Source organism: Ruegeria sp. HKCCD6426, from assembly GCF_057221115.1.
Genome location: NZ_JBWVBF010000002.1, coordinates 422,939 through 447,779, shown reverse-complemented (window position 1 = coordinate 447,779; position 24,841 = coordinate 422,939). Strand labels below are relative to the sequence as shown.

Genomic DNA, 24,841 nt, shown 5'->3' with positions numbered 1-24,841 from the left:
AGTGTTTCACGTGAAACATTCGAAATTTGATGTCATAGTAATAGGTGCCGGCCATGCCGGAGCAGAAGCTGCACATGCGGCAGCTCGTATGGGAGCGAACACAGCGCTTGTGACATTGTCCGAGAAAGACATTGGAGTGATGTCGTGTAATCCGGCGATTGGCGGTCTAGGTAAAGGTCATCTGGTTCGTGAGATCGATGCTTTGGACGGCGTCATGGCTCGCGTAGCTGACGCGGCGGGGATTCAATTCCGCCTGTTGAACCGACGCAAAGGTCCGGCAGTTCAGGGGCCGCGCGCACAGGCGGACCGTGCTCTGTACCGCTCAGCCATGCAAAAGAGGACATCAGAGCAACCCGGCCTTACGGTTATCACCGGAGAGGTCGTGGATTTCCTCATGGGTGGTGGAAAGGTTTCGGGTGTCATTCTTGGCGACGGCTCAGAGATCCCGGCAAAAGCAGTCATCCTGACATCAGGGACTTTCCTACGTGGTGTCATCCATATTGGCGATGTCTCGCGATCTGGTGGTCGAATGGGTGATCGCCCATCCTTGAAATTGGCCGAACGACTGGATCAGTTCAACCTGCCCATAGGGCGGTTAAAAACAGGTACACCACCACGGTTGGATGGTCGGTCGATTGCCTGGGATATTCTCGAAAGGCAAGAAGGCGACGAAGAACCGGTGTTGTTCTCCTTCCTGTCCAAGGCGGTTACCGCGCCCCAAATCGCGTGTGGTATTACGCACACCAATTCGAGAACACATGAGATTATCGAAAAAAACCTGACGCGCTCTGCCATGTACGGTGGTCATATCGATGGGGTCGGTCCGCGATACTGCCCGTCGATCGAAGACAAGATTGTTCGTTTCGCTGACAAAGAATCTCATCAGATCTTTTTGGAGCCAGAAGGTGTGAATGATCACACCGTTTACCCCAACGGTATCTCTACGTCTTTGCCGCAGGATGTGCAGATTGAATATGTTCAATCAATCAAGGGGCTTGAACGCGCCGAAATCCTGCAACCAGGATACGCAATAGAATACGACTACATTGACCCACGTGTCCTGACTTCCTCATTGTCACTTCACGATGTACCGGGGCTATATCTTGCGGGGCAAATCAACGGAACCACAGGATATGAGGAAGCTGCAGCTCAAGGCCTTGTTGCCGGTCTAAATGCTGCATTGGCAGTACAAGGGCGGGAACCGGTTCATTTTACCAGAGCAGACAGCTATATCGGAGTGATGATAGACGATCTGACAACACGCGGAGTCGCAGAACCGTATCGCATGTTCACGTCCAGGGCCGAGTTTCGTCTTTCACTAAGAGCAGATAATGCGGACCAGCGACTGACACCAATAGGAGCTAGGCTGGGTTGTGTGGGTGAACGACGACGTCAGGTGTTTGAAGAAAAAATGGACAGGTTGAGTACAGTCAAATCTATATTAACCGGGCAAAGCTATACACCAAAAGAAATCCGCTCTGCAGGTATAAGCATAAATCAGGACGGAAATCGCAGAGATGGTATGGCGGTACTCGCGTTTCCAGATGTTTCATTCGAAGATCTAGTCCCCTTAGTTCCGGGCTTGAGTGGGACAGACAGTGACACACGCCGTCAGATAGAACGAGATGCTCTCTACGCCAATTACATAGCGCGTCAGCAAAGAGATGTGGATGCGATGAAACGCGACGAGTCCCACGCGATTCCGATGGACTTCGATTACTTTGCCTTGGATGGTCTTTCGTCAGAAATGAAACAAAAGCTATCCAAAGCCAGGCCGACCAATATTGCTCAGGCGAGTAGGGTTGAGGGCGTTACTCCGGCCGCATTGACTTTGGTTTTGGCGCGGCTAAGGCGTGATCAGAAAGTTCGCAAGGCATGAGTTCGGAAATTGGGCTGAATCCCGACGATTTGAATGTTTCACGTGAAACATTCGAGCGTTTGAAGTTATATGCCGAACTGGTGAAGCGATGGAATCCCAAGATCAATCTGGTTTCGCGTAACAGTCTTCAGGATTTGTGGACGCGGCATATACAGGATTCGATTCAAGTTTTTCGTTGTGCTGACCCCGCGGCCCACTGGGTCGACCTGGGCAGTGGCGGCGGGTTTCCGGGATTGGTATGCGCCATCATTGCAATTGAAGAGGCGCCGGAAACCAGATTTACCCTGGTTGAAAGCGATCAACGTAAATCGGCATTCTTGCGGAACGTGATCCGTGAATGCAAAGCAAATTCTACAGTGATTTCGAAGCGTATCGAGGCGGTTGAGCCATTGGAAGCCGACATTTTGTCTGCACGAGCGTTGGCGGACTTGAAAACACTAATCTCCTTTTGTGACAGACATTTAAGCCATTCCGGTGCGGCCTTGTTGCCCAAAGGCGCAAGCTGGGAAAAAGAGTTGTCGGACGCACGTGAAGAATGGCAATTTCAGGCGGAAGCAATTACAAGCATAACCGAGCCTCAGGCTGTTATTCTGAAGATCAAAGGAGTCACACGTGGTTGATCTGTCTCGTCCTTCTGGTCCCCGAATTATTGCGGTTGCCAATCAGAAAGGCGGGGTCGGGAAAACCACAACAGCAATCAATCTGGCGGCTGGTTTAGCTGAATCTGGATGTAAGGTTCTGGTGGTCGACTTGGATCCGCAAGGAAATGCTTCCACGGGATTGGGTGTCGATGATCGGGATTGGACAACTTACGATTTACTTCTGGATGATGCTCCACTGGAAGCCGTGGTGCAGGATACAGAGATCGAGAACTTACTGGTAGTTCCCGCGACCGTCGACCTTAGTTCGGCAGATATTGAGCTGATTTCAAACGAAAAACGCAGTTATCTGCTGCATGATGCATTGCGGCAGACGGCGATTGATGCGTTTGAATTAGATTTTGTGCTGATCGATTGCCCCCCATCTTTGAATCTGTTGACCGTAAACGCGATGGTTGCAGCGCATTCCGTCCTTGTTCCGTTGCAAAGTGAGTTCTTTGCTCTGGAAGGTCTTTCGCAATTGATGCTGACAATTCGCGAAGTAAGACAAACAGCAAATCCGGACCTAAGAATCGAAGGTGTTGTGTTGACTATGTATGACAACCGCAACAACTTGTCCCGTCAGGTTGAAAAAGACGCGCGTGACAATCTGGGAGAGATGGTATTTAAAACCAAGATACCCAGAAATGTGCGGGTCAGTGAGGCTCCGTCCTATTCCTTGCCCGTGTTGCAGTACGACTCTGGATCTTTGGGTGCGATGGCTTATCGGCATTTGGCACGAGAAGTCTTGCACAAGAATAACAAGGTAGCCGTCTAAACGGCCGTCAGGAGGGCGAAGTGAACGCCAAAAAAGGCAAACCCAGGGGATTGGGGCGGGGATTATCCGCATTGATGGCGGATGTTACGACCGAGGCAGACGGCCGGGTGACATCAGAACCGCGCCGACCAGATTTGAAAGTCCCAATTGAAAAATTGAGGGCAAACCCAGATCAGCCGCGCCGCACGTTCTCGCAGACGCAACTGGACGAGCTCGCTGCCTCGATCAAGGAAAAGGGCATCATTCAACCTTTGATCGTGCGCAGCATTAACGGTGGCGACTATGAAATCGTCGCGGGCGAACGTCGTTGGCGTGCAGCTCAGATGGCGCAACTTCATGACATTCCAGTTATCGTCCGAGACTTCGATGATACTGAAGTCCTTGAGGTGGCGATAATTGAAAACATCCAACGCGCTGACTTGAATGCTGTAGAAGAGGCGGCTGGGTATAGGCAGTTGATGGACCGTTTCGGCCATACGCAGGAAAAGATGGCTGAGGCGTTAGGTAAAAGCCGCAGTCACATTGCCAACCTGTTGCGTCTTTTGTCGCTACCGATGGATGTGCAGGCTTTGGTGGTCGAGGGTAAGCTGTCGGCGGGACACGCACGTGCGCTTATCACGGCTGAAGACCCGTCAGAACTTGCGAAAAAGATTGTTCGGGACGGCCTTTCTGTTCGCGCGACAGAGAATCTGGTTAAGAAGCAACAGCAGTCGGAATCGGACCGGCCTGCACCCAGATCTAGAAATCTGAATGCCGGGAAGGACGCTGATACGCGTGCGCTCGAGAAAGACCTGTCTGCAATTCTCGCGATGAAAGTTGCCATCAACCACAAGGCTGGCAGCGAATCCGGGCAAGTCGTATTAACCTATGAAAATCTTGATCAATTGGACGATCTTTGTGCCAAACTTAGCCGCTAGGGCGGGTCCAGATAAAGAGCATCACGCCGCTCAGAACCACGAACTGAATGATCAGTACATGAGTCGGTGCGGAAAACAGAACTGATAGAGCAAATACGGCGGTAACGGACAAAGTTGCCGCCTTTTTTGCGGCTGGTCGGATTGCGCCTGAGCTCTGCCAATCCAGGATCAAAGGGCCGAACGCGCGATGCGTTATCAGCCAGTTATGCAGCCTTGATGACGATCGGGCGAAGAAAAAGGTCGCCAATAGCAAAAACGGAACGGTGGGCAGTAAGGGCAATGCAATCCCAACCACTGCTAAACCCACACAGATTAGTCCCAAACTGGCCCACAGATAGTGCATCATCTACTCCAAAAGTTCTCGGATGACTGCATTCAGCACAGCACGACCGTCTGGCGTGGCAATTAATTGTCCGCCCTGGCATTGAATCATGCCCAGTTCACTCAGGTGTTGCAGTTTGTTTTGGGGCAGGGGGTGGTTTGCCAATTTCGTGTATCGATCAATATCTAGTCCATTAGAAACTCTCAACCCCATCATAAGGTATTCATTTGCCTGGTCCTTCGGGGGCAGCACGGTGCGCTCTTTTTCACCGTTGCCCTGAGAGGCTGCATCCAACCAGCGTTGCGGAGCGAGGTAGGTTTCGGTCGCGTATTTACGCCCGTTCAGCGTAATCCGCCCATGAGCGCCCGGTCCAATACCGACATAGTCACCGTACCGCCAATAAATCAGATTGTGCTGCGATTCCGCGCCGGGTCGTGCGTGATTGGAAACTTCATATGCGGGTAATCCGTGTGCCTCGCATATGTCCTGAGTCGCCAGATACATATCTGCTGCGTTGTCATCCTCAGGTAGGCCGCGCAATTTGCCGACGGCATAGCGATCCCCAAATGCGGTGCCGTCTTCGATTGTCAGTTGATAGAGGGACAGATGATCAACCGCCATAGAAAGCGCTTCGTTTAACTCCGCGCGCCACGCGTCCAGAGTTTGATGTTGCCGCGCATAGATCAAATCGAAGCTGACACGGTCAAAACAGGTGCGCGCAATGTCGAAGGCGGCGCGGGCCTCGGCCACAGTGTGGATGCGCCCAAGACGGCGCAGGTCTTCATCGTTCAGCGCCTGGACACCCATTGAAATGCGATTGACTCCGCCATCTCGGTAAGCAGCGAACCGGCCGGCCTCAACCGATCCAGGGTTGGCTTCCAGCGTGATCTCCATATCGTTGGCGGGTCGCCACAAGGCTCTGGCCTCGTTGATCACAGCGGCAACGGTTTCGGGCGCCATCAGCGAAGGCGTGCCGCCGCCAAAGAAAATGGTGTTCAAAACGCGGTCGGGTGTTTCCGCGGCGCTGCGGTGAAGTTCCTTCAGATACGCGTCAAGCCATTGTTTTTGATTGATATTTTTGGAAACATGGCTGTTGAAGTCGCAATAGGGGCACTTGGCCTCGCAAAAGGGCCAATGCACGTACAGGCCAAAGCCCCCGTTGCGCCAATCATCCGCCAAAGCAGCCTTTCACGAACATCTCCACCGCATGGCCGCGATGGCTGATCTTGTTCTTTTCCCAGCGATCCATCTCGGCAAAAGTAATGTCATAGCCGTCGGGGACAAACATTGGGTCATAGCCGAATCCGTCCTTGCCGCGGATCGGCCAGACCAGATGACCGGGGGCAATGCCCTCGAACACTTCGTCATGGCCATCGGGCCAGGCCAGAACCAGCGTACAACGGAATTGTGCGGTACGCGGATGGACGGCGTTTTTTGCCTCCAGCTCATCATGCGCGCGGGTCATCGCCATCAGGAAATCTCGGCCATTGCCGGTTTCGGCCCAATCGGCGGTGTACACCCCCGGTGCACCGTCCAGCGCGTCGATGGTGATGCCTGAATCGTCCGACAGTGCAGGCAGGCCGGTGGCCTGGGCGGCGGCGTGGGCCTTGATCCGGGCGTTGCCGACGAACGTGTCTTCGGTTTCTTCCGGTTCAGGCAGGTCCATCTCTCCCGCGCCAATGACCGTCACACCAAAGGGTTCGAGGAGATGTGCCATCTCCTCAAGCTTGCCTTTGTTGTGGGTGGCTACCAGCAGCCTGTCACTGTCGAACTTGCGGGTCATGCAGTGGCAGCCTTTTGGGCCGCAACCAACTCACCGACGCCTTTTTCGGCCAGATCCATCAGCTGGTTCATCTGGTTGCGATTGAAAACCGAGCCTTCGGCAGACATTTGCACTTCGATCAACTTGCCGGAGCCGGTCATGATGAAGTTTCCATCTACGCCTGCTTCGCTGTCCTCGGGGTAATCCAGATCCAGAACCGGTTGACCAGCGTAGATACCACAGGACACGGCGGCCACCGGATCGACCAGCGGATCGGAAATAACATCTCCGGTCTTCATCAGCTTGTTCACTGCCAGACGCAGTGCAACCCATCCGCCCGTAATCGAAGCGCAACGGGTGCCACCATCGGCCTGGATCACATCACAGTCGACGGTGATCTGACGCTCACCCAGTGCAACCCTGTCCACCCCAGCGCGCAGCGCACGCCCGATAAGACGCTGAATTTCCACGGTACGTCCGCCTTGCTTACCGCTGGCAGCCTCGCGCCGCATCCGCGTGTTGGTCGCGCGCGGAAGCATACCGTATTCGGCGGTGACCCAACCCAGGCCCGAGCCTTTGATGAAAGGCGGTACGCGATCCTCGATCGTGGCAGTGCACAATACATGGGTGTCGCCCATCTTGATCAGGCAGGAACCTTCGGCATGTTTAGTAAAGCCAGTTTCGATTGAAACCGGGCGCATTTCGTTTAGATCACGTCCTGAGGGTCGCATGGAAAATCCTTTGTTTACTGGCTTGGGGATAACTCCCAGTACCATGGTGATGCAACCCCGATTGACCTTTCTGATGCCTGCTATTTAATGACATGCCAGCAGGAGACCCGCGATGAGCGAAGCGAGCAAAATTCTGGATGAGATGAACGAGCGGTCGCGCGAAGTGTTCCGTTTGATCGTTGAGAGTTATCTGGACAGCGGCGAGCCCGTCGGCAGCCGCACACTGACGCGCACCTTGTCGGAAAAAGTCAGCGCCGCAACTGTGCGTAACGTGATGCAGGATCTGGAGTTTCTTGGCCTACTCGACAGCCCACATGTTAGCGCGGGGCGGATTCCGACGCAGCAAGGTTTGCGTATGTTTGTGGACGGGCTGCTGGAAGTTGGCGATTTGGGTGCGGATGACCGACAGAAGCTGGACGAGACATTAGGCTCTAACGCTGGCGATGTTGGGGGGATGTTGGACCGGGTCGGCTCGGCCTTGTCACATGTGACACATGGCGCCTCATTGGTTCTGACGCCCAAGCATGAGACGGAAATCAAGCATATCGAGTTCGTGTCGCTGGCCCATGACCGGGCGCTGGTGGTTCTGGTATTCTCTGACGGGCAGGTCGAAAACCGCCTTTTCACGCCGCCACCCGGGCAGACGCCAAGTTCGATGCGCGAGGCGGCGAATTTCCTGAATGCACTGATCGAGGGGCGAACGCTAAGCGAGGTGCGTCGTCAGATGCAAAGCCAGATCGCGGCGCGGCGGCAGGAAATCGACGCGTTGGCACGCGAGATGGTGGAAAGCGGTATGGCGGCCTGGGACGGTGACGGGACGGATTCGGCCCGTCTGATCGTGCGCGGCCGGGCGAATCTGTTGGGCGAACCCGGTGAAGCCGAGGAACTTGACCGCATTCGCACCCTGTTCGACGATCTGGAACGCAAGCGGGACATCGCCGAATTCCTTGAATTGACCGAAGATGGCGAGGGTGTGCGCATTTTTATCGGGTCTGAGAACAAACTTTTCTCACTTTCGGGTTCCTCTTTGGTGGTGTCTCCATATATGAACGCTGATCGAAAGATTATCGGTGCGGTCGGGGTCATCGGGCCCACGCGTCTGAATTATGGACGGATCGTGCCGATCGTGGATTATACGGCGCAACTGGTCGGCAAGCTGATATCCGACCGGAGCTAGAGGGTAAGAGATGGCAGAGCCCAAGAACGAAGATTTTCTGGACGATATCGCAACCGCCGAAGCGGAAGAGCTTGCGGACGAATTGGCTGAATTCAGCGAGGAAGTGCTGGAGCTGGACGCATTGCGAGCTGAGCGGGATGAATACAAAGACAGATTCATGCGTGCGCTGGCCGATGCGGAAAACGCACGGAAACGCGGTGACAAGGCTCGCCGGGATGCCGAGCAATACGGTGGCTCGAAACTGGCGCGCGACATGCTACCCGTCTATGACAACATGAAGCGCGCGCTTGAGGCCGCGACCGATGAGCAGAAAGAGGTCGCTGCCGGTCTTATCGAAGGCGTCGAACTGACCATGCGTGCGCTGAAGGATGTATTTCAGAAGCATGGCATCGAGGTGATCACCCCGGAAGTTGGCGACCGATTTGACCCGAACGTGCACGAGGCGATGTTTGAGGCTCCGGTCCCTGGAACCAAGGCAGGTGATATCATTCAAGTGTCTGCCGAAGGCTTCATGCTGCATGACCGCCTGCTGCGCCCGGCACAAGTCGGCGTGTCGTCGATGCCTGCAAACTAAACGGATTCTGAATAAATTGGTATTGAGGCGGTCAGGATCTGGCCGCCTCTTTCAATTTGTAGATCAGATTCAATGCCTCGCGCGGGGTCAGTTCATCCGGCAGGATATCGTCAAGCATATCGTTGACAGGCGACGCCTTGGGGGTTGGAGGCGGCGGCGGTGGAGCGGCCGAAAACAGAGGAAGATCGTCGATCAGGGCCTTCTGCTTACCGCCCTCGCGTTCGGTTTTTTCCAGTTGATCCAATACAACGCGGGCGCGCTCGACCACTGACGCCGGCAGTCCGGCCAGCTGTGCCACCTGTACCCCGTAAGAGCGGTCGGCAGCGCCTTTATGAACTTCGTGGAGGAAGATCACCGCACCTTCCCATTCCTTGACCGCGACGGTGGCGTTGTCGACGCCCTCCAGATTGCCTGCCAAGGCCGTCAATTCGTGGTAATGAGTGGCAAACAGGGCGCGGCATTGGTTGGCGGCGTGAAGGTGTTCCAACGTGGCCCAGGCGATCGACAAACCATCATAAGTCGCTGTACCTCGGCCGATTTCGTCGAGAATGACCAGCGCACGGTCATCGGCTTGATTGAGGATTGCGGCGGTTTCGACCATTTCAACCATGAAGGTCGAGCGGCCTCGGGCCAGATCATCTGAGGCGCCAACGCGGCTGAACAACTGGCTGACTACTCCGATATGTGCTTGTTCGGCTGGAACGTAGCTGCCCATTTGAGCCAGTAGTGCGATCAGCGCGTTTTGGCGCAAGAAGGTCGATTTACCGGCCATGTTGGGACCGGTTAGCAGCCAGATCGCGGCTCCTTTCTCAGCACTCAGGTCGCAATCATTCGCAATGAACGCATCCCCGCTCTGTTGGCGCAAAGCATGTTCCACGACCGGATGGCGGCCTCCCTGCACGTCGAATGCGCGAGATGTGTCAACTTGCGGACGGCACCAGTTTTCTCCGCGGGCAAGATCAGCGAGGGCGGTGGTCAAATCCAGTTCGGCCAGCCCTCGGGCGGCTTGGTTCAGACGGGCGGCGAGGTTCAAAATCTCGCCAGAAAGCCTTTGATAGAGCCGCTTTTCAATCTCCAACGCCAGATTTCCCGCATTCAGAATTCGTGTCTCGATTTCGGACAGCTCGACCGTTGTGAAGCGTACCTGATTGGCGGTGGTCTGGCGGTGGATATAGGTTTCGCTGAAGGGTGGGTTCAGCATTTTCTGGGCATGAGTGGCCGTAGTTTCGATAAAATAGCCCAGCACATTGTTGTGCTTGATCTTTAGCGATGTGATCCCGGTGTGCTCCGCGTATTTCTGCTGGAACCCTGCGATAACAGACCGGCCTTCGTCTCGCAGGGTGCGCGCTTCGTCCAGTTCGGAGTCGAAACCGGGAGCGATGAACCCTCCGTCGCGGGCCAGAAGGGGCGGTTCAGCGACAAGAGCCTCGTCGAGCAGGTTCAGCAGGTCGTCAAAACCAACAAGGTTTTGCAAGGCGGTGGCTAGCAGGACTGGCAAATCTTGGCCATCGCAGATCTCTGCAATAGCAGCTGCTTGCGAAAGACCATTACGAATGGCTGCCAAGTCCCGGGGGCCGCCACGGTCCAGAGACAGGCGCGACAGGGCTCGGTCCAGATCTGGCGTTTTCCGCAACGCCTCGCGCAGGTCAGAGGCGGTCAGACTGTCTTCGGCAGCAAAACTCACCGCATCCAATCGCGAGTGGACTACATCCAGATTGCGCGAGGGGCTTGAGAGGCGTTGTTCCAGAAGCCGCGCACCGCCCGGCGTGACGGTCCGGTCCACAACAGACAAAAGCGATCCGGCGCGGCCGCCGGACAGTGAACGCGTCAGTTCCAGATTGCGCCGTGTGGCGGCGTCGATCTGAACGACCCGGTCTTCTGCTTCTTTCAATGGCGTCTGCAGCAGGGGCAGTTTCCCTTTTTGCGTGATCTCCAAATAGTCGATCAGCGCGCCCATGGCCGAAATTTCAGCGCGTCCAAAACTCCCGAACGCGTCCAACGCCCCGACATGGAACAGACCGCAGATGCGCTTTTCCGCCGCAGTGCTGTCAAAACTGGCGCGCCCAATCGGCGTCAGTGAAATACCCAGATCGCGGGCTGGCTCATTTAATTTCTGTTCTACCCCGTCCGCCACGATCAGTTCCGAAGGCGCTAGCCGTGCAAGTTCCGGGCTCAGCCTGACCGAAGTCAAAGGCATCACATGAAACGCACCGGTTGAGATATCGGCCCATGCCAGGGCGGACTCATCCCGCACCTCGGAATAAGCGGCCAGAAAATTGTGACGACGGGCCTCAAGCAAAGCGTCCTCTGTTAGCGTGCCGGGGGTAACCAAACGCACAACATCGCGCTTTACGACCGATTTAGAGCCTCTTTTCTTCGCTTCGGCCGGGCTTTCCATCTGTTCACACACGGCCACGCGGAACCCTTTTCTGATCAGAGTCAGCAGGTAGCCTTCGGCCGCGTGTACTGGCACGCCGCACATCGGAATGTCGGTGTCGTTGTGTTTGCCGCGCTTGGTCAGGGCGATGTCCAGCGCCTCGGCGGCGTTTACGGCATCCTGAAAAAACATCTCGTAAAAATCGCCCATGCGGTAGAACAGCAGGGCGTCGGCATGGGCCTCTTTGATCTCAAGATATTGCGCCATCATCGGCGTGACTGTGGACAAAGGCGGCCCCCTTCTGGCGTATTCCGGTCGCGACCTTACAAATCCCCCATCAGCTGCGAAAGGTGAAAACGTATTGTCGTTGAGGCGCGCATCTGCCTGCGCTATGAGGCAAAGGCCCCGCAGTTGCAAAGAAACGACATATCCGATGCCCAAAGCGAAAATCACCAAAGAAGAGGCGCTGGCCTTTCACCTGGACCCAACCCCCGGAAAGTGGGAGGTGCAGGCCACCGTTCCCATGACCACGCAGCGCGATCTGTCGCTAGCGTACAGCCCCGGCGTTGCAGTTCCGTGTGAAGCCATCGCCGAAACGCCGGAAACGGCATACGATTATACCAACAAGGGTAACCTGGTTGCGGTAATCTCGAACGGGACAGCTGTTCTTGGTCTTGGTAATCTGGGCGCGCTGGGCTCAAAACCGGTGATGGAAGGGAAATCGGTCCTGTTCAAACGGTTCGCTGACGTGAATTCGATCGATATCGAACTGGATACAGAAGATCCGGACGAATTCTGTCGCGCCGTGCGTCTGATGGGGCCGACTTTCGGCGGTATCAACCTCGAAGACATCAAGGCGCCCGAGTGTTTCATCATCGAGCAGCGACTGAAGGAAGAGATGGACATCCCTGTATTCCATGATGATCAGCACGGCACAGCGGTGATCTGCGCGGCGGGGCTACTGAATGCGCTGCATATTTCGGGAAAGAAAATTGAAGATGTGAAGATCGTCCTGAACGGGGCCGGGGCCGCTGGGATTGCGTGCATCGAACTGCTCAAGGCGATGGGCGCGCGGCACGAGAATTGCATCGTCTGTGACACCAAGGGCGTGATCTATCAGGGCCGGACCGAGGGCATGAACCAATGGAAATCGGCCCATGCAATCACGACTGAATTGCGTACACTGGAAGAGGCCATGGAAGGTGCTGACGTGTTCCTTGGCGTATCGGTCAAAGGGGCCGTGACGCAAGCTATGGTGGCGTCGATGGCGGATAATCCGGTTATTTTCGCCATGGCAAACCCGGATCCGGAAATCACTCCGGAAGAAGCGCATGAGGTCCGCGTCGACGCGATCGTTGCCACAGGTCGCAGCGACTATCCCAATCAGGTGAACAACGTGTTGGGCTTCCCGTATCTGTTCCGCGGTGCGCTGGATATTCATGCTCGTGCCATCAACGATGAGATGAAAATCGCCTGTGCCCACGCATTGGCCCGTCTGGCGCGTGAAGATGTGCCCGATGAGGTGGCGCTGGCCTATGGCAAGACCCTGACCTTTGGTCGCGACTACATCATCCCGACGCCGTTCGATCCGCGCCTGATCCACCGCATTCCGCCCGCCGTTGCAAAAGCGGGTATGGATACCGGCGCGGCGCGGCGTCCGATCATCGATATGGAGGCTTATGAGCTGAGCCTGAAATCTCGTATGGACCCGACGGCCAGCATTCTGCGCGGCCTGAACGCCCGCGCCCGCGCTGCGCAAGGCCGGATGATCTTTGCCGAGGGCGACGATCCTCGCGTGCTGCGTGCCGCCGTAATGTATCAGCGCTCTGGTTTCGGCAAAGCGCTGGTTGTCGGTCGGCCAGATGACGTGAAGCAAAAGCTGGAGGAAGCTGGCCTCGGCGACGCCGTGCGCGAACTGGAAGTGGTGAATGCCGCCAATACCACGCATCTCGAGACGTACAAGGATTTCCTGTACAAACGTTTGCAGCGTAAAGGGTTTGATTCCAAGGATATTCACCGGCTGGCGGCGCGGGACAGGCACGTGTTTTCGTCTTTGATGCTGGCTCATGGGCATGGTGACGGCCTTGTGACCGGTGCAACGCGTAAATCCGCACATGTGCTGGATCGGATCGACCACGTATTTGACGCCGATGCGACCCATGGCGCAGCGGGTGTGACCGCGCTGCTGCACAAAGGCCGAATCGTGCTGATTGGCGATACGTTGGTGCATGAATGGCCGGATGAGAATGATCTGGCGAATATCGCCGAACGCTCTGCCGCTGTCGCCCGGCATATGGGTCTGGATCCCCGTGTCGCGTTCGTCAGTTTTTCCACCTTTGGCTACCCGGTTTCTGAGCGTGCAGAAAAGATGCACCGCGCGCCTGCTGTTCTGGACCAACGCGGCGTCGACTTCGAATACGAAGGTGAAATGACCGTGGATGTTGCCTTAAATGTTGATCAGCAGGCAAGCTATCCGTTTTCTCGCCTGACCGGTCCTGCCAATATCCTGATTGTTCCGGCACGTCACTCGGCCAGTATTTCGACCAAACTGATGCAGGAAATGGGTGGTGCGACTGTCATTGGCCCGATCCTGTCCGGTATAAATAAACCGATTCAGATTTGTTCGACAGTTTCAACGGCCAACGACATTCTGAACATGGCGATCCTCGCCTCCTGCGATATCGGATAAACCATGACGATCTGGAACCTCGGCTCGATCAACGCGGACATGATCTATGACGTGCCGCACTTACCCGGGCCGGGAGAAACCCTTTCGGCCAATCGTTTGGACCGGTTTTTGGGCGGCAAAGGCGCAAATATGTCCGTCGCAGCATCCCGCGCCGGTGCGCGCGTCGCGCATATCGGAGCCGTAGGATCGGACGGGCGCTGGGCCCGGGATCGCTTGACGGAATATGGCGTCGATACACGGTTCATTGCCGAGGCAGATGTGCCTACAGGCCACGCAATCATCGCTGTCGATGCCCAAGGTGAGAACAACATCATCCTGTTTCAGGGCGCCAATCACGCCATCGCCAGCGATCAAGTAGGACAGGCCCTTACGGCGGCGGTATCGGGCGATCTGTTGGTGATGCAGAACGAAACCAACATGCAAGTTGAAACGGCAGAGATGGGGCGTGAACTGGGTTTAACAGTATGCTACGCCGCCGCCCCGTTTCAGGCTGAGGCCGTGAAGGACGTTTTGCCCTATCTGGATTTCCTGATCCTTAATCAGATCGAAGCCGACCAACTGCGGCAAGCCACCGGCATCGCGCCCTCGGACTTGCCGGTAGAGCATGTGATTGTAACGCTTGGTGCCGATGGCGCGCGTTATTACCAGCAAGGCAGTGAGCCGGTTGATTTTGCGGCCCATAATGTTGAGCCAGTGGACACGACCGGTGCTGGTGACACCTTTACCGGGTATGTCCTGGCCGGAATGGATCGCGGCATGCTGATGGCGCAAGCAATTGTGCAAGCAAACCGCGCCGCAGCCTTGATGGTCACGCGTCACGGAACGGCAGATGTTATTCCTGATCTGAAAGAAGTGCGCGAGGCGCGGCTCGACTAGGATCCGGAAAACGGCGCGTCGCTGCCCCAAAGCTGTTTGACGCGTGCATCGCGGCCACAGGCTTTGCGGTACGCTTTATACGCGTTCTGCTGCCGTTTGGGGCCAAAGCGTGTAAATACCAGCTTGTTCCCCTTGTAGTAGTCCTGGTGGTACGCCTCGGCCGGATAAAATGTAGATTGGTTCAGGATCGGCGTTACGACCGCCTGACCCAAAGCGCGTTGAGCTTCATCTTTTGCTGATTGCGCAAGCGCCTTTTCCCCTGCGTTAGAGACAAATATCGCCGTACGATAGCTTTCGCCGCGGTCACAGAACTGTCCTCCTGCATCGGTAGGATCGACCGAGCGGAAGAACAGGTTCAGTAGCGTTTGGCGAGATACGCGGGCCGGGTCAAAAGTGATCTGAACGGCCTCGTAGTGGCCTGAGCCGCCTTTGGATACCTGATCATAGGTGGGATTGGTCGTTGCTCCTCCGGTGTATCCGGATACCGCGCCGATGACACCTGGGACGGATTCGAAATCGGATTCTACGCACCAGAAACACCCTCCTGCAACCGTCAGCGTTTCGGTTCCCGCAGCCGGGGCAGGCAAAGCGCGCAGCAACGCAACAAGTGTAATCAGTGTAAACAGTAGGACGGGCTTGAGACAGTCGAGAGTTGCAATCCTGATCATGGCAGGCCTCCTTCCGAGACGAGGCTGCCTTGTCTTTTCGACTGTGGCAATCCGCTGACATGGTTTGTCACACGCTGGTGATGTGAGTTTATCAGGCCTCAGCCCAGTAGCTGACCCAGCTTCATGGCCACGCCCATATTGCCCGATATTTTAAGTTTGCCCAGTGCCACGCCGGTCATGGGGTTCAGCTTTCCTGTCAGAAGTTTGGTCAGGTTCTCCTGAGATATTCGGATGGTACAATCGGCCTCTTGATCCTGCGTTGTAGCCTGATTGTTCGCCAGGACGATGACGCCGTCGTCGCCGCAATCGAATTTCAGCGAGCCGTCAAAAGTCTTACCGTTCAGACCTTTCTGAATCCCGTCGGCGATGTCTTGAAGCATCCGAATTCCTTTCACAATTTTCGATTGCGTAAAGGTCGAGATGGCAAACAGGCAAGGGTGACCTCACGGGAACCTGTGTCTACGCGCCGTCCAAAAACTGCATGGTTAGGTCGCAGGGCTTTCCGTTATAAAAGGTGTCTAGAACAGCTTGAAACTCAGCCGGCGCATCAGGGACAGACGAAAACAGCGTCATGGACGAGCGCAGTTTCTTGGCGTCAATCCCGCCAAGAATATCGCTGGCATCAAGCCCTTTGTGCGAAAGCATCAGCCGGGAAGCTTCAATCAGGCGGCGGCGCAGTTCGGGATGGGCGAGATAAGCCGCAGCCTCGTCCAAGTCCTCTATCCCATAAAGCTGCGCCATATGGGATCGGCCAAGCTCGGCCAATTGAGGAAAAACGAACCACATCCAGTGGCTGGTTTTCTGCCCTTGTTCAAGCTCACGCAGGACATCGGCCCAGACCGTGTCCTGCGCTTCGATGAACATATCGAGTTCGTCGTTTATGCCGTCGTCTTCGCTCACTTGGACAAGCGCTTGTCGCGCGCGGCCAGCAGTTTCAGACGCAATGCGTTCAACTGGATGAAGCCCGCTGCATCTTTCTGATCATAGGCGCCAGCGTCTTCCTCAAAGGTCACATGCGCCTCGGAATACAGCGAGTGGTCCGACCAGCGACCGACGGTTGAGGCCAGCCCTTTGTACAGTTTCACGCGGACGGTACCGGTGACGTGTTCCTGAGACTTGTCGATAGCGGCCTGCAGCATTTCCCGCTCGGGCGAGTACCAGAAACCGTTATAGATCAGCTCGGCATATTGCGGCATCAGCTGGTCTTTCAGATGCATCGCGCCGCGATCCATCGTGATAGATTCGATGCCACGGTGCGCTTCCAGCAGGACTGTACCGCCAGGTGTCTCGTAGATACCGCGCGATTTCATACCGACGAACCGGCCTTCGACCAGGTCCAAACGGCCAATGCCGTGCTTGCTGCCGTATTCGTTCAGCTTGGTCAGGATGGTGGCCGGGCTCATCGCCTCGCCATTGATGCTGACCGCGTCACCTTTTTCAAAACCGATCTCGATGAATTCCGGCTCATTTGGCGCGTCCTCAGGGTGGACGGTGCGCTGATAGACGTAATCAGGTGCCATATCGGCGGGGTCTTCCAGGACCTTACCTTCAGACGAGGTGTGCAGCAGGTTGGCGTCGACCGAGAAGGGTGCCTCGCCGCGCTTGTCCTTGGCAATCGGGATCTGGTTCGCTTCGGCAAATTCCAGCAGCTTGGTGCGGCTGCTCAGATCCCACTCACGCCATGGGGCGATAACTTTGATGTCGGGGTTCAGCGCATAGGCAGCCAGTTCAAAACGCACCTGATCGTTGCCCTTGCCGGTGGCGCCGTGGGCGACAGCGTCAGCACCGGTTGCTTCGGCAATCTCGACCAAACGCTTCGAGATCAGCGGACGCGCGATCGAGGTGCCCAGCAAGTACAGGCCTTCATAAACGGCATTGGCGCGGAACATGGGAAAGACAAAGTCGCGGACAAATTCTTCGCGCACATCTTCGATGAAGATGTTTTCGGGCTTAATGCCCAGCAGCTCGGCCTTCTTGCGGGCGGGCTCCAATTCCTCACCCTGACCCAGATCGGCAGTGAAGGTCACGACTTCACATCCATACTCGGTCTGCAGCCATTTCAGGATGATCGAGGTATCAAGGCCACCGGAATAGGCCAGAACAACTTTCTTGGGCGCGGACATCTGACTTCCCCTTATTCGTAAGACGATTGGCCCCTAGCGGGTTTTGGCACCGGGGGCAAGTTATGAGCGTTGACGCAGGGCGGGAATTGGGGTGAAACAGTTAATAAATAACAAGGTTTGGTTGAAGGGCAGGAATTATGCTGGGATTGGAGATATTCGTTCATTCTGTGAAGATGGTCCTGAGGAACCTCACCCAAGCGTTGCAGATTTCTGTTGTGCCTGCGCTGATTGGCGGCTTTCTGGTGTTTGGGTTGTTCTATCTTTTTGATATTCCCTTTGAAGAGTTCGATAGCGAGGCGACCGGGCTCCCCGAAGGTGTGACCTTGGGTTCCTTCGCCGGGTTCGTGTTGGCCCTCATCGCTGTTGTATTTGCCGTCATGCTTTGGATTGTCGTTTCCTGGCACAGGTTTGTGCTGCTTGAGGAGTATCCGACCGGGGTGGTTCCGCCATTCAGGTTCGACCGGGTATTGGCATATTTTGGGCGGCTATTGATGCTGGGGTTGTTGGCCGTTGTTATATTTATTCCGGCGGGGCTCATCATGAGCGTTTTGGCCCAGGCCTCCGTGGTGATGGGGATACTCTTTTGGGTAGCTTTGGTGATCTTTCTTACGATCGGATTCTACCGGGTTTCGCCGATCCTGCCAGGCGCTGCCATCGGGAAATCGGTCACGCTATCCGAAGCATGGCAGGCCACTTCCGGGGCAAGCGGTGCAATTGTACTGTTGGTCATTCTGTCAATGCTGTTCCAGATACTTCTTCAATTGCTGGCTTCACTGCTTTTGTTCATCCCGATCATAGGGGTTTTGATCGTCGTATTTGCGGGAATGTTGGTTGTGCCATTGATCAATGTTAGCATCCTGACAACAATCTACGGCATCTTCATTGAAAAACGCGAACTCGCCTGAACCCGTACACATATGTATTCCTTGCCCTTGTCGCACTGATGCGGCAGTGAAACGGTCATGAGTGATTTCATGACCCGCGCCCGCGCCGCCGAACAGGCGATGCGCTCTGTGTTCCCGGCAACTCCTTTGCAACGGAACGCACACCTGTCCGAACGCTATGGGGCCGATATCTGGCTCAAGCGTGAGGACCTCAGTCCGGTGCGGTCCTACAAGATCCGTGGTGCCTTCAACGCCATGCGCAAGCAGCAGGGGCAGGACCTGTTCGTTTGCGCCAGTGCGGGCAACCATGCTCAGGGTGTTGCGTTCATGTGCAAACATCTGAACGTGCGTGGTGTGATTTTCATGCCGGTCACGACACCGCAGCAGAAAATCCAGAAGACGCGTATCTTTGGTGGTGACAATATCGAAATCCATCTGACCGGTGACTATTTCGACGATACGCTGGCCGCAGCGCAAGCTTGGTGCGCCGAGCAAGGTGGGCACTTCCTGTCTCCGTTTGATGATGAGGATGTAATTGAAGGTCAGGCCTCATTAGCCGTTGAAATCGAAGCGCAGCTGGGCGGTGTTCCTGATCACGTGGTGTTGCCTGTGGGCGGCGGCGGCATGTCCTCGGGTGTGGCGACATGGTTCGGGGATCGCACCCATTGCCTGTTTGTTGAACCGTCGGGCGGCGCCTGCTTGCGCGCAGCACTGGCCGCTGGACACCCTGTGGCGCTGGATCATGTGGACACGTTTGTCGATGGTGCTGCTGTAGGGCGAATTGGCGAGAAACCTTTTGAGTTGCTGCGTTCACGCCATCTCTCGGATGTTCTGGTCCTGTCCGAGGACCGCATCTGTACCACCATGATTGAAATGCTGAATGTCGAAGGCATTGTTCTGGAGCCCGCCGGTGCTTTGGCGGTCGAAGCGGTTGGCGATATTCAAAGCTTTGTCCGCGGCAAGACCGTCGTCTGCGTCACATCGGGCGGCAACTTCGATTTCGAGCGCTTGCCCGAGGTCAAGGAACGCGCGCAACGCTATTCCGGCGTCAAGAAATACTTCATCCTGCGCCTGCCGCAGCGGCCCGGTGCATTGAAGGAATTTTTGAACATCCTCGGCCCCGAGGATGATATCGCCCGGTTCGAGTATATGAAGAAATCGGCCCGAAATTTCGGCTCGGTTTTAATCGGGATCGAAACCCGCAAGCCCGAGAATTTCATGCGTCTGTTCGCGCATTTGGATGAGGCGGGATTCACCTATACGGATATCACCGAGGACGAGACGCTGGCACAATTCGTGATCTAGCAAAGGTTTTCGGCCAACCCGGCTTCGAATTCTTGTTTCGATTGCTCAAAGACCGCGATGATCTCAGGCAAGTCGACCTCCATCCCTTCGCCCGCGGCGGCGCGCCGTTCTCCGTCCTGACATAGTTTCGAGAACTGGTCGAATCCCAGACTCAGCGCGCTGCCCTTCAGGAAATGCAGGTTCTGTTCCACATGTCGTCGTGCGATATCCTGATGCAGACGAGTGATCGCTTCCTGCACCTCTTCCAGAAAGATCTGGACAACCTCATCGAATTCATCTGCGCCGACTTCGTCACGCAATTGTATAACCCTGGGCCAGTGAATCATGGCCGCCCTCCGTATCTGACCGCGCAGGGGAATTTGTAGCGCAGGCCGGTAAAGGGCAGGTTAAGGCTTTCATCCAGCCCGGTTTTCACCGGATGTTAAGTGTCGCCTGCCTAGCGTTGGGCCGTTGAGGCCACACAGGGAATCTAGGGTGTCAGGAACCAGTCAAGCCGAGGTCAGGGTCGAACTGGACTTTGGCGCGATCCAGAAAGTGCTGATTGTGGACGATAGCCGTCTGCAGCGGCGTATTCTGGCGGCTTCGCTCAAGAAATGGGGTTTTGAGGTGATCCAAGCCGACAACGGCGAAGAGGCGATTGCCCTGTGTCAGGCTAACCAGCCCGATCTGGTTCTCAGCGACTGGATCATGCCGGGGATGAGCGGGCTTGAGTTCTGTCATGCCTTCCGCGCGCTGGGCAACGATCAGTACAGCTATTTCATCCTTTTGACATCAAAAAGCGAAAAACAGGAAGTCGCGCGGGGGTTGGACGCCGGGGCGGATGACTTTCTGATCAAACCTCTTGAAGCGGACGAATTGCGCGCGCGTATCTCGGCTGGGGCTCGCATACTGGACATGCAACGCGAGCTGTCTGAAAAGAACCGCATGATCGAAACGGCGCTGGATGAGTTGAAGCTGGCCCATGATGCCATCGACAAGGATCTGATACAGGCCCGAAAGATTCAGGAATCGCTTGTACCCGAGTTGACCGGTACCTTTGGTGCATCACAGGTCAGCCTGCTTTTAAAACCCTGTGGTCACATCGGCGGAGATCTGGTCGGGATGTTTTCACCAGGCGTCAATCGATTGGGATTCTACAGCATTGACGTTTCTGGTCACGGTATCACTTCGGCAATGATGACTGCGCGGCTGGGCGGCTACCTGTCCAGTAAGCATTTCGATCAGAATATTGCGATGGAGCGACGCTTCAACAAGTTTTATGCGCTGCTTCCGCCCGAGGAAGTCGCGGCGCTTCTTAATTCTCGCCTGATGGCCGACGCGGGGATCGAGGAGTATTTTACGATGATCTACGCCATTATCGATCTGCGAAACGGGCATCTTAAGATGGTGCAGGCGGGTCATCCCCATCCTCTGTTGCTGAGGCAGGACGGCAGCGCGGAATATCTGGGCGATGGCGGCCTGCCGATTGGCTTGTTGCCCGACGTCCCGTTTCATCAAACCGAAACTTATATGCAACCGGGGGACAAACTGCTCTTGTACTCGGATGGGTTCACCGAATGCCGACTTGAAGATGGCAGCCTTCTGGACGAAGAGGGACTGAAGCGAATGGCGACAGATAGTATTGCGGAAAGAACCGGGCGTGAGTTTCTGGATGACATGTTTTGGCGCCTTACACAGGTCATGTCGCCGGACACTGGCATGGAAGATGACGTTTCAGCAGTATTCTTCGAGTTCAACGGATCCTGAGGATCGGTGGGTCAAAACCCCTGCAAATGAAGGTTGGTGAAATGGCGGTCACCCTCGTTGCCCAGTAGCCCCACCGCATCGGTGATGTCCATCCACCGGGCTTCGTGGAACGCTTCGGTCGGCGGTCCCATACGGCGCACTGGCTGGGCGCGGTAGATGGTACAGACCTTCTCGGCCCAAAGATCGTATTCCGGCATGAAAGTGAACCGACGAAAAGCACCAACGCGGCGAGGTGAGGCGATCAGCCAGCCGGTTTCCTCAAAAACTTCGCGATGCAAGGCGGTGAGAGGGGATTCGCCAGGATCAATGCCCCCTCCTGGCAGCTGCAGTTCCGGGTTTATGCCATCGTCGTACCAAGTCACCAGCAGTGAGCGTCCCCGTGGTAGCAAAACATATACGCCTGGGCGCCGGATGTACCTCCGCCCCGGCTCTGGGGTTTCACCAAACCGTCGGATCATGTATGGCCCCTTTCAACCCGGATTATTGGACTTATATGGTGGCGGTATGCCAACCTGTGGCGTGTAAGGAAACCCCATGTCTATTGGAACGAAAATCGCGTGGGACGATACTGTCCTGCCCTTTCAACTTGATGTCTCGGATATGCGTGGCCGTGTGGCGCGGTTGGACGGGGTGCTGGATGGCATCCTGAAACAGCACGACTATCCTCCTCAAGTCGAAGCGCTGGTGGCCGAAATGGCTTTGCTGACCGCTTTGATCGGCCAGACTGTTGCGTTGCGCTGGAAACTGTCGTTGCAGGTTCAGTCCAAAGGTGCAGTGCGAATGATCGCCACTGATTATTATGCGCCTAAGCAAGACGGCCAGCCCGCAAAGATTCGCGCCTATGCCAGTTTTGACCGGGATCGGCTGACGGACAGTGCGCCCTTTGATCAGGTGGGTGAGGGGTACTTTGCCATCATGATCGACCAAGGCGAGGGCACGCAGCCTTATCAGGGAATTACTCCTTTGGCTGGTGGTTCGCTCAGAGCCTGTGCCGAAGCCTATTTTGCACAGTCAGAACAATTGCCGACACGTTTTTCGCTGAGCTTCGGCAAGTCGACCGAACCCGGCGTCGGAGAGCATTGGCGCGCGGGCGGAGTTATGTTGCAACATATGCCCAAGGCTTCACCCTTTGCAGCGTCCAGCGAAGGCAGCGGTGACATCCTGAGCGCCGCTGATCTGGTCGACGGAGAAGAGGGTGAAAACTGGGGTCGTGTGAATATCCTGCTTGATACGGTCGAGGATCTAGAGCTGATCGGGCCATCGGTTGCTCCTACGGATCTGCTGATCCGCCTGTTTCACGAGGAACAACCGCGTGTTTACGATGCACAGATGGTACAATTCGGCTGTACCTGCTCGGAAGACCGCGTGCGGCAAAGCCTATCGATCTACTCGGCACTGGATATCGCCAAAATGACGACGGATGAAGGTACGGTGACGGCCGATTGCCAGTTCTGTGGCGCCCATTATGTGCTGGACCCTCGCACGGTGGGCTTCGATGCCGAAGACACGGATGGCGCGTGACCCCATTAAGCAGCTGACGGCGGCCTTACGTCGCCCCGGTACCGGGTCCAGTGATTTTGATCTGAACCCTGATGTCGTTCTGCCGGCTGGTCGCAAACTGCGGCCTGCTGGCGTTTTAGTGTCTGTATCACTGGTTCACGAAGTCCCCCGTTTAATCCTGACCAAACGCTCCTCGGCGCTGAAACACCACCCCGGCCAAATCGCGTTTCCGGGGGGCAAGCAGGATGAAAGTGATGCGGACGTCACGGCCGCCGCTCTGCGCGAGGCGCGCGAGGAAATCGGCCTGCCTTCGGCCATGCCTCGAATTCTGGGCCATCTTCCGATTCATGAAACCGTGACGTCTTTCTCGGTCACTCCGGTTGTAGCGGTACTCGAACAGGGATTTGATCCGATCCCGGAGCCGGGTGAAGTGGAAGAAGTCTTCTCGGTCCCCCTTGCGCATGTGCTGGACCCGGCAAATTATGTAATCGAATCGCGCCGTTGGCGTGGTCAGAAACGCTATTACTTTGCGGTGCCCTACGGCCCCTATTACATCTGGGGCGCTACGGCGCGAATTTTGCGGGGGTTGGCAGCGCGAGTGAGTGAATGAAGCAGATCACCGAAGACTGGATCAAAGCCGAGCCGACGCAAAAGGTGTGCGCTGCGCTGACGGAAGCCGGTGCGCAAGCTCTGTTTGTGGGCGGTTGCGTACGCAATGCTTTGCTGCGGGCACCGGTTTCGGACATCGACATCGCAACCGATGCGCGCCCAGAACAGGTGATGGAGCTGGCGCAAAAAGCAGGGCTGAAGCCCATTCCGACCGGTATAGACCACGGTACAATCACCATTGTCAGCGGCGGTATTCCCCACGAGGTCACCACCTTTCGCCGGGATGTCGAAACTGACGGGCGGCGTGCCGTCGTCGCGTATTCGGACAAAGTTGAAGAGGACGCAGCGCGCCGCGACTTCACGATGAATGCGCTTTATGCCCGCGCGGATGGAACGATTCTGGATCCGCTGGGTGGGTTGCCGGACCTGCAAGCGCGCCGTGTGCGGTTCATTGGTCAGGCCGAGGATCGCATTCGCGAGGATTATCTGCGATCGCTGCGGTATTTCCGCTTTCACGCTTGGTACGGGGATGTTGAAGCCGGGTTTGATGCAGATGCGCTGGCTGCCATCGCCGCCAACCTTGATGGGTTGGCGGGATTATCGCGAGAACGTGTCGGAGCTGAGCTTTTGAAACTGCTTGGCGCGCCGGATCCTGCGCCGTCGGTTGCAGCCATGCGCACTGCTGGCGTAATGGCGCACCTCCTGGCTGGGGCGGACGACCGGCCCCTGCCCGTATTGATCAAGATCGAGCACGACGCAAACGCCGCACCGGAACCGGTGCGCCGCCTGGCCGCGATCACACCGCCAGAGGTGGCTGCGACCCTGCGCCTGAGCCGGGCACAATTGCAACGCCTGACTCGTATGCGAACCGAGGCTACGGGACCGGCCAGTATTGCCGAGCTGGGGTATCGCAACGGGGCCGAAGGTGGGCTGAACGAAGCCTTGCTGCGTTGCGCATTTTTGGAACTGCCCTGGACCGCAGATTTGGCGGAAGAGTTGAAACACGGTGCTGCGGCCAGTTTTCCCATCAAGGCAGAAGACCTGATCCCCGCATTCACAGGTGCGGCGCTGGGCAAGAAACTGGCCCAACTTGAGGCCTGCTGGATCGCCTCTGATTTTGCGATGACCCGCAAGGAATTGCTGTCCAAGTGAATTCAAGTCTCAAAAGGGGATGACAAGCGTTACCGTTTTTGGCTAGGGTGCGCCTGTCACATGGATGGAGGAATGCGGATGTATTACGGGATCTGGTTCGGCTAAAGCCGGGACGCTCGACCCGTTGGGGTGGT

Annotated in this window: 25 protein-coding genes; 14 read left to right on the top strand and 11 right to left on the bottom strand. The window is 56.2% G+C overall.

The window, feature by feature from the left end:
• Nucleotides 1-10: 10 nt before the first annotated feature.
• The 4 genes from mnmG to AC2TDA_RS06890 are packed head-to-tail and all read left to right on the top strand — an operon-like array spanning nt 11 to nt 4,212.
• Nucleotides 11-1,879 carry a tRNA uridine-5-carboxymethylaminomethyl(34) synthesis enzyme MnmG gene (mnmG, locus tag AC2TDA_RS06905; RefSeq protein ID WP_480877725.1) on the top strand — a complete coding sequence of 623 codons (1,869 nt, stop codon included), beginning with the start codon at nt 11-13 and terminating at the stop codon, nt 1,877-1,879.
• Nucleotides 1,876-2,499 (top strand): 16S rRNA (guanine(527)-N(7))-methyltransferase RsmG, encoded by a 624-nt coding sequence (gene rsmG / locus AC2TDA_RS06900; protein ID WP_480845009.1) that lies wholly within the window; start codon nt 1,876-1,878, stop codon nt 2,497-2,499. Before mnmG ends, rsmG begins: the two co-directional genes overlap by 4 nt.
• Nucleotides 2,492-3,295, top strand: coding sequence for a ParA family protein (locus AC2TDA_RS06895; RefSeq protein WP_480845007.1), 804 nt, complete (start codon nt 2,492-2,494; stop codon nt 3,293-3,295). The genes rsmG and AC2TDA_RS06895 overlap by 8 nt, the downstream gene beginning before the upstream one ends.
• 20 nt (nt 3,296-3,315) lie before the next feature.
• On the top strand, nt 3,316-4,212 hold the full coding sequence (locus AC2TDA_RS06890) for a ParB/RepB/Spo0J family partition protein (RefSeq protein WP_480845006.1): 897 nt from the start codon (nt 3,316-3,318) through the stop codon (nt 4,210-4,212).
• Here the strand turns inward: AC2TDA_RS06890 and AC2TDA_RS06885 are convergent.
• Genes AC2TDA_RS06885 through rph form a run of 4 tightly spaced genes read right to left on the bottom strand, consistent with a single transcriptional unit; the run spans nt 4,202 to nt 7,027 of the window.
• The gene (locus tag AC2TDA_RS06885; protein WP_480845005.1) at nt 4,202-4,555 is read right to left on the bottom strand and encodes a YbaN family protein; all 354 of its coding nucleotides are present in this window, start codon (nt 4,553-4,555) and stop codon (nt 4,202-4,204) included. The two genes, AC2TDA_RS06890 and AC2TDA_RS06885, sit on opposite strands and share 11 nt — an antisense overlap.
• 3 nt (nt 4,556-4,558) lie before the next feature.
• Entirely contained in the window at nt 4,559-5,713 is a 1,155-nt protein-coding gene (gene hemW, locus AC2TDA_RS06880) for a radical SAM family heme chaperone HemW (protein WP_480877727.1), read from the bottom strand.
• Nucleotides 5,703-6,317 carry an RdgB/HAM1 family non-canonical purine NTP pyrophosphatase gene (gene rdgB, locus AC2TDA_RS06875; protein WP_480877729.1) on the bottom strand — a complete coding sequence of 205 codons (615 nt, stop codon included), beginning with the start codon at nt 6,315-6,317 and terminating at the stop codon, nt 5,703-5,705. Before rdgB ends, hemW begins: the two co-directional genes overlap by 11 nt.
• Nucleotides 6,314-7,027 (bottom strand): ribonuclease PH, encoded by a 714-nt coding sequence (rph, locus tag AC2TDA_RS06870; protein WP_480845001.1) that lies wholly within the window; start codon nt 7,025-7,027, stop codon nt 6,314-6,316. Before rph ends, rdgB begins: the two co-directional genes overlap by 4 nt.
• Nucleotides 7,028-7,139: 112 nt before the next feature.
• Between rph and hrcA the strand changes: the two genes are divergently transcribed.
• Both hrcA and AC2TDA_RS06860 read left to right on the top strand, forming a co-directional pair.
• Nucleotides 7,140-8,204, top strand: coding sequence for a heat-inducible transcriptional repressor HrcA (gene hrcA, locus AC2TDA_RS06865; protein WP_480877731.1), 1,065 nt, complete (start codon nt 7,140-7,142; stop codon nt 8,202-8,204).
• Nucleotides 8,205-8,214: 10 nt separating this feature from the next.
• Nucleotides 8,215-8,778: a nucleotide exchange factor GrpE gene (locus AC2TDA_RS06860; protein WP_480877732.1), complete on the top strand. Its 564-nt coding sequence runs from the start codon at nt 8,215-8,217 to the stop codon at nt 8,776-8,778.
• 31 nt (nt 8,779-8,809) lie between these two features.
• On the opposite strand, the gene mutS is transcribed toward AC2TDA_RS06860, so the two are convergent.
• The gene (mutS, locus tag AC2TDA_RS06855; protein ID WP_480878104.1) at nt 8,810-11,425 is read right to left on the bottom strand and encodes a DNA mismatch repair protein MutS; all 2,616 of its coding nucleotides are present in this window, start codon (nt 11,423-11,425) and stop codon (nt 8,810-8,812) included.
• 163 nt (nt 11,426-11,588) lie between these two features.
• Between mutS and AC2TDA_RS06850 the strand changes: the two genes are divergently transcribed.
• Together AC2TDA_RS06850 and AC2TDA_RS06845 are read left to right on the top strand one after the other, a co-directional pair.
• The gene (locus AC2TDA_RS06850; protein WP_480877733.1) at nt 11,589-13,844 is read left to right on the top strand and encodes an NADP-dependent malic enzyme; all 2,256 of its coding nucleotides are present in this window, start codon (nt 11,589-11,591) and stop codon (nt 13,842-13,844) included.
• A gap of 3 nt (nt 13,845-13,847) precedes the next feature.
• Nucleotides 13,848-14,720 (top strand): ribokinase, encoded by an 873-nt coding sequence (locus AC2TDA_RS06845; RefSeq protein WP_480877735.1) that lies wholly within the window; start codon nt 13,848-13,850, stop codon nt 14,718-14,720.
• Here AC2TDA_RS06845 and msrA read toward each other — a convergent pair.
• From msrA to AC2TDA_RS06825, 4 genes are all read right to left on the bottom strand, one after another.
• The gene (gene msrA / locus AC2TDA_RS06840; RefSeq protein ID WP_480877736.1) at nt 14,717-15,388 is read right to left on the bottom strand and encodes a peptide-methionine (S)-S-oxide reductase MsrA; all 672 of its coding nucleotides are present in this window, start codon (nt 15,386-15,388) and stop codon (nt 14,717-14,719) included. The two genes, AC2TDA_RS06845 and msrA, sit on opposite strands and share 4 nt — an antisense overlap.
• A gap of 98 nt (nt 15,389-15,486) precedes the next feature.
• Nucleotides 15,487-15,768: an SCP2 sterol-binding domain-containing protein gene (locus AC2TDA_RS06835; RefSeq protein WP_480877738.1), complete on the bottom strand. Its 282-nt coding sequence runs from the start codon at nt 15,766-15,768 to the stop codon at nt 15,487-15,489.
• A 79-nt stretch (nt 15,769-15,847) separates the two neighbouring features.
• A complete protein-coding gene (locus AC2TDA_RS06830; RefSeq protein ID WP_480878105.1) occupies nt 15,848-16,252 on the bottom strand; it encodes a DUF1810 domain-containing protein in 405 nt (134 codons plus the stop codon).
• 32 nt (nt 16,253-16,284) lie between these two features.
• A complete protein-coding gene (locus AC2TDA_RS06825) occupies nt 16,285-17,511 on the bottom strand; it encodes an argininosuccinate synthase (protein WP_480877739.1) in 1,227 nt (408 codons plus the stop codon).
• A 137-nt stretch (nt 17,512-17,648) separates the two neighbouring features.
• Here AC2TDA_RS06825 and AC2TDA_RS06820 point away from each other — a divergent pair, with 137 nt between their 5' ends.
• Entirely contained in the window at nt 17,649-18,416 is a 768-nt protein-coding gene (locus tag AC2TDA_RS06820) for a hypothetical protein (protein WP_480877740.1), read from the top strand.
• Between the two features lie 57 nt (nt 18,417-18,473).
• The gene (gene ilvA / locus AC2TDA_RS06815) at nt 18,474-19,700 is read left to right on the top strand and encodes a threonine ammonia-lyase IlvA (RefSeq protein WP_480844992.1); all 1,227 of its coding nucleotides are present in this window, start codon (nt 18,474-18,476) and stop codon (nt 19,698-19,700) included.
• Here ilvA and AC2TDA_RS06810 read toward each other — a convergent pair.
• Nucleotides 19,697-20,026 carry an Hpt domain-containing protein gene (locus AC2TDA_RS06810; RefSeq protein ID WP_480877742.1) on the bottom strand — a complete coding sequence of 110 codons (330 nt, stop codon included), beginning with the start codon at nt 20,024-20,026 and terminating at the stop codon, nt 19,697-19,699. The two genes, ilvA and AC2TDA_RS06810, sit on opposite strands and share 4 nt — an antisense overlap.
• 148 nt (nt 20,027-20,174) lie before the next feature.
• Between AC2TDA_RS06810 and AC2TDA_RS06805 the strand changes: the two genes are divergently transcribed.
• Nucleotides 20,175-21,446, top strand: a complete 1,272-nt coding sequence (locus AC2TDA_RS06805) for a PP2C family protein-serine/threonine phosphatase (protein ID WP_480844990.1) — start codon at nt 20,175-20,177, stop codon at nt 21,444-21,446.
• Between the two features lie 11 nt (nt 21,447-21,457).
• Here the strand turns inward: AC2TDA_RS06805 and AC2TDA_RS06800 are convergent, their stop codons facing one another.
• Nucleotides 21,458-21,904, bottom strand: a complete 447-nt coding sequence (locus AC2TDA_RS06800) for an NUDIX hydrolase (RefSeq protein ID WP_480844988.1) — start codon at nt 21,902-21,904, stop codon at nt 21,458-21,460.
• A 76-nt stretch (nt 21,905-21,980) separates the two neighbouring features.
• Here AC2TDA_RS06800 and hslO point away from each other — a divergent pair, with 76 nt between their 5' ends.
• Genes hslO through AC2TDA_RS06785 form a run of 3 tightly spaced genes read left to right on the top strand, consistent with a single transcriptional unit; the run spans nt 21,981 to nt 24,707 of the window.
• Complete coding sequence (gene hslO / locus AC2TDA_RS06795; protein ID WP_480844987.1) at nt 21,981-22,967, top strand: Hsp33 family molecular chaperone HslO; 987 nt, start codon at nt 21,981-21,983, stop codon at nt 22,965-22,967.
• Nucleotides 22,957-23,556: a CoA pyrophosphatase gene (locus AC2TDA_RS06790; protein WP_480878107.1), complete on the top strand. Its 600-nt coding sequence runs from the start codon at nt 22,957-22,959 to the stop codon at nt 23,554-23,556. The genes hslO and AC2TDA_RS06790 overlap by 11 nt, the downstream gene beginning before the upstream one ends.
• On the top strand, nt 23,553-24,707 hold the full coding sequence (locus tag AC2TDA_RS06785) for a CCA tRNA nucleotidyltransferase (protein WP_480877744.1): 1,155 nt from the start codon (nt 23,553-23,555) through the stop codon (nt 24,705-24,707). The genes AC2TDA_RS06790 and AC2TDA_RS06785 overlap by 4 nt, the downstream gene beginning before the upstream one ends.
• Nucleotides 24,708-24,841: the final 134 nt, after the last annotated feature.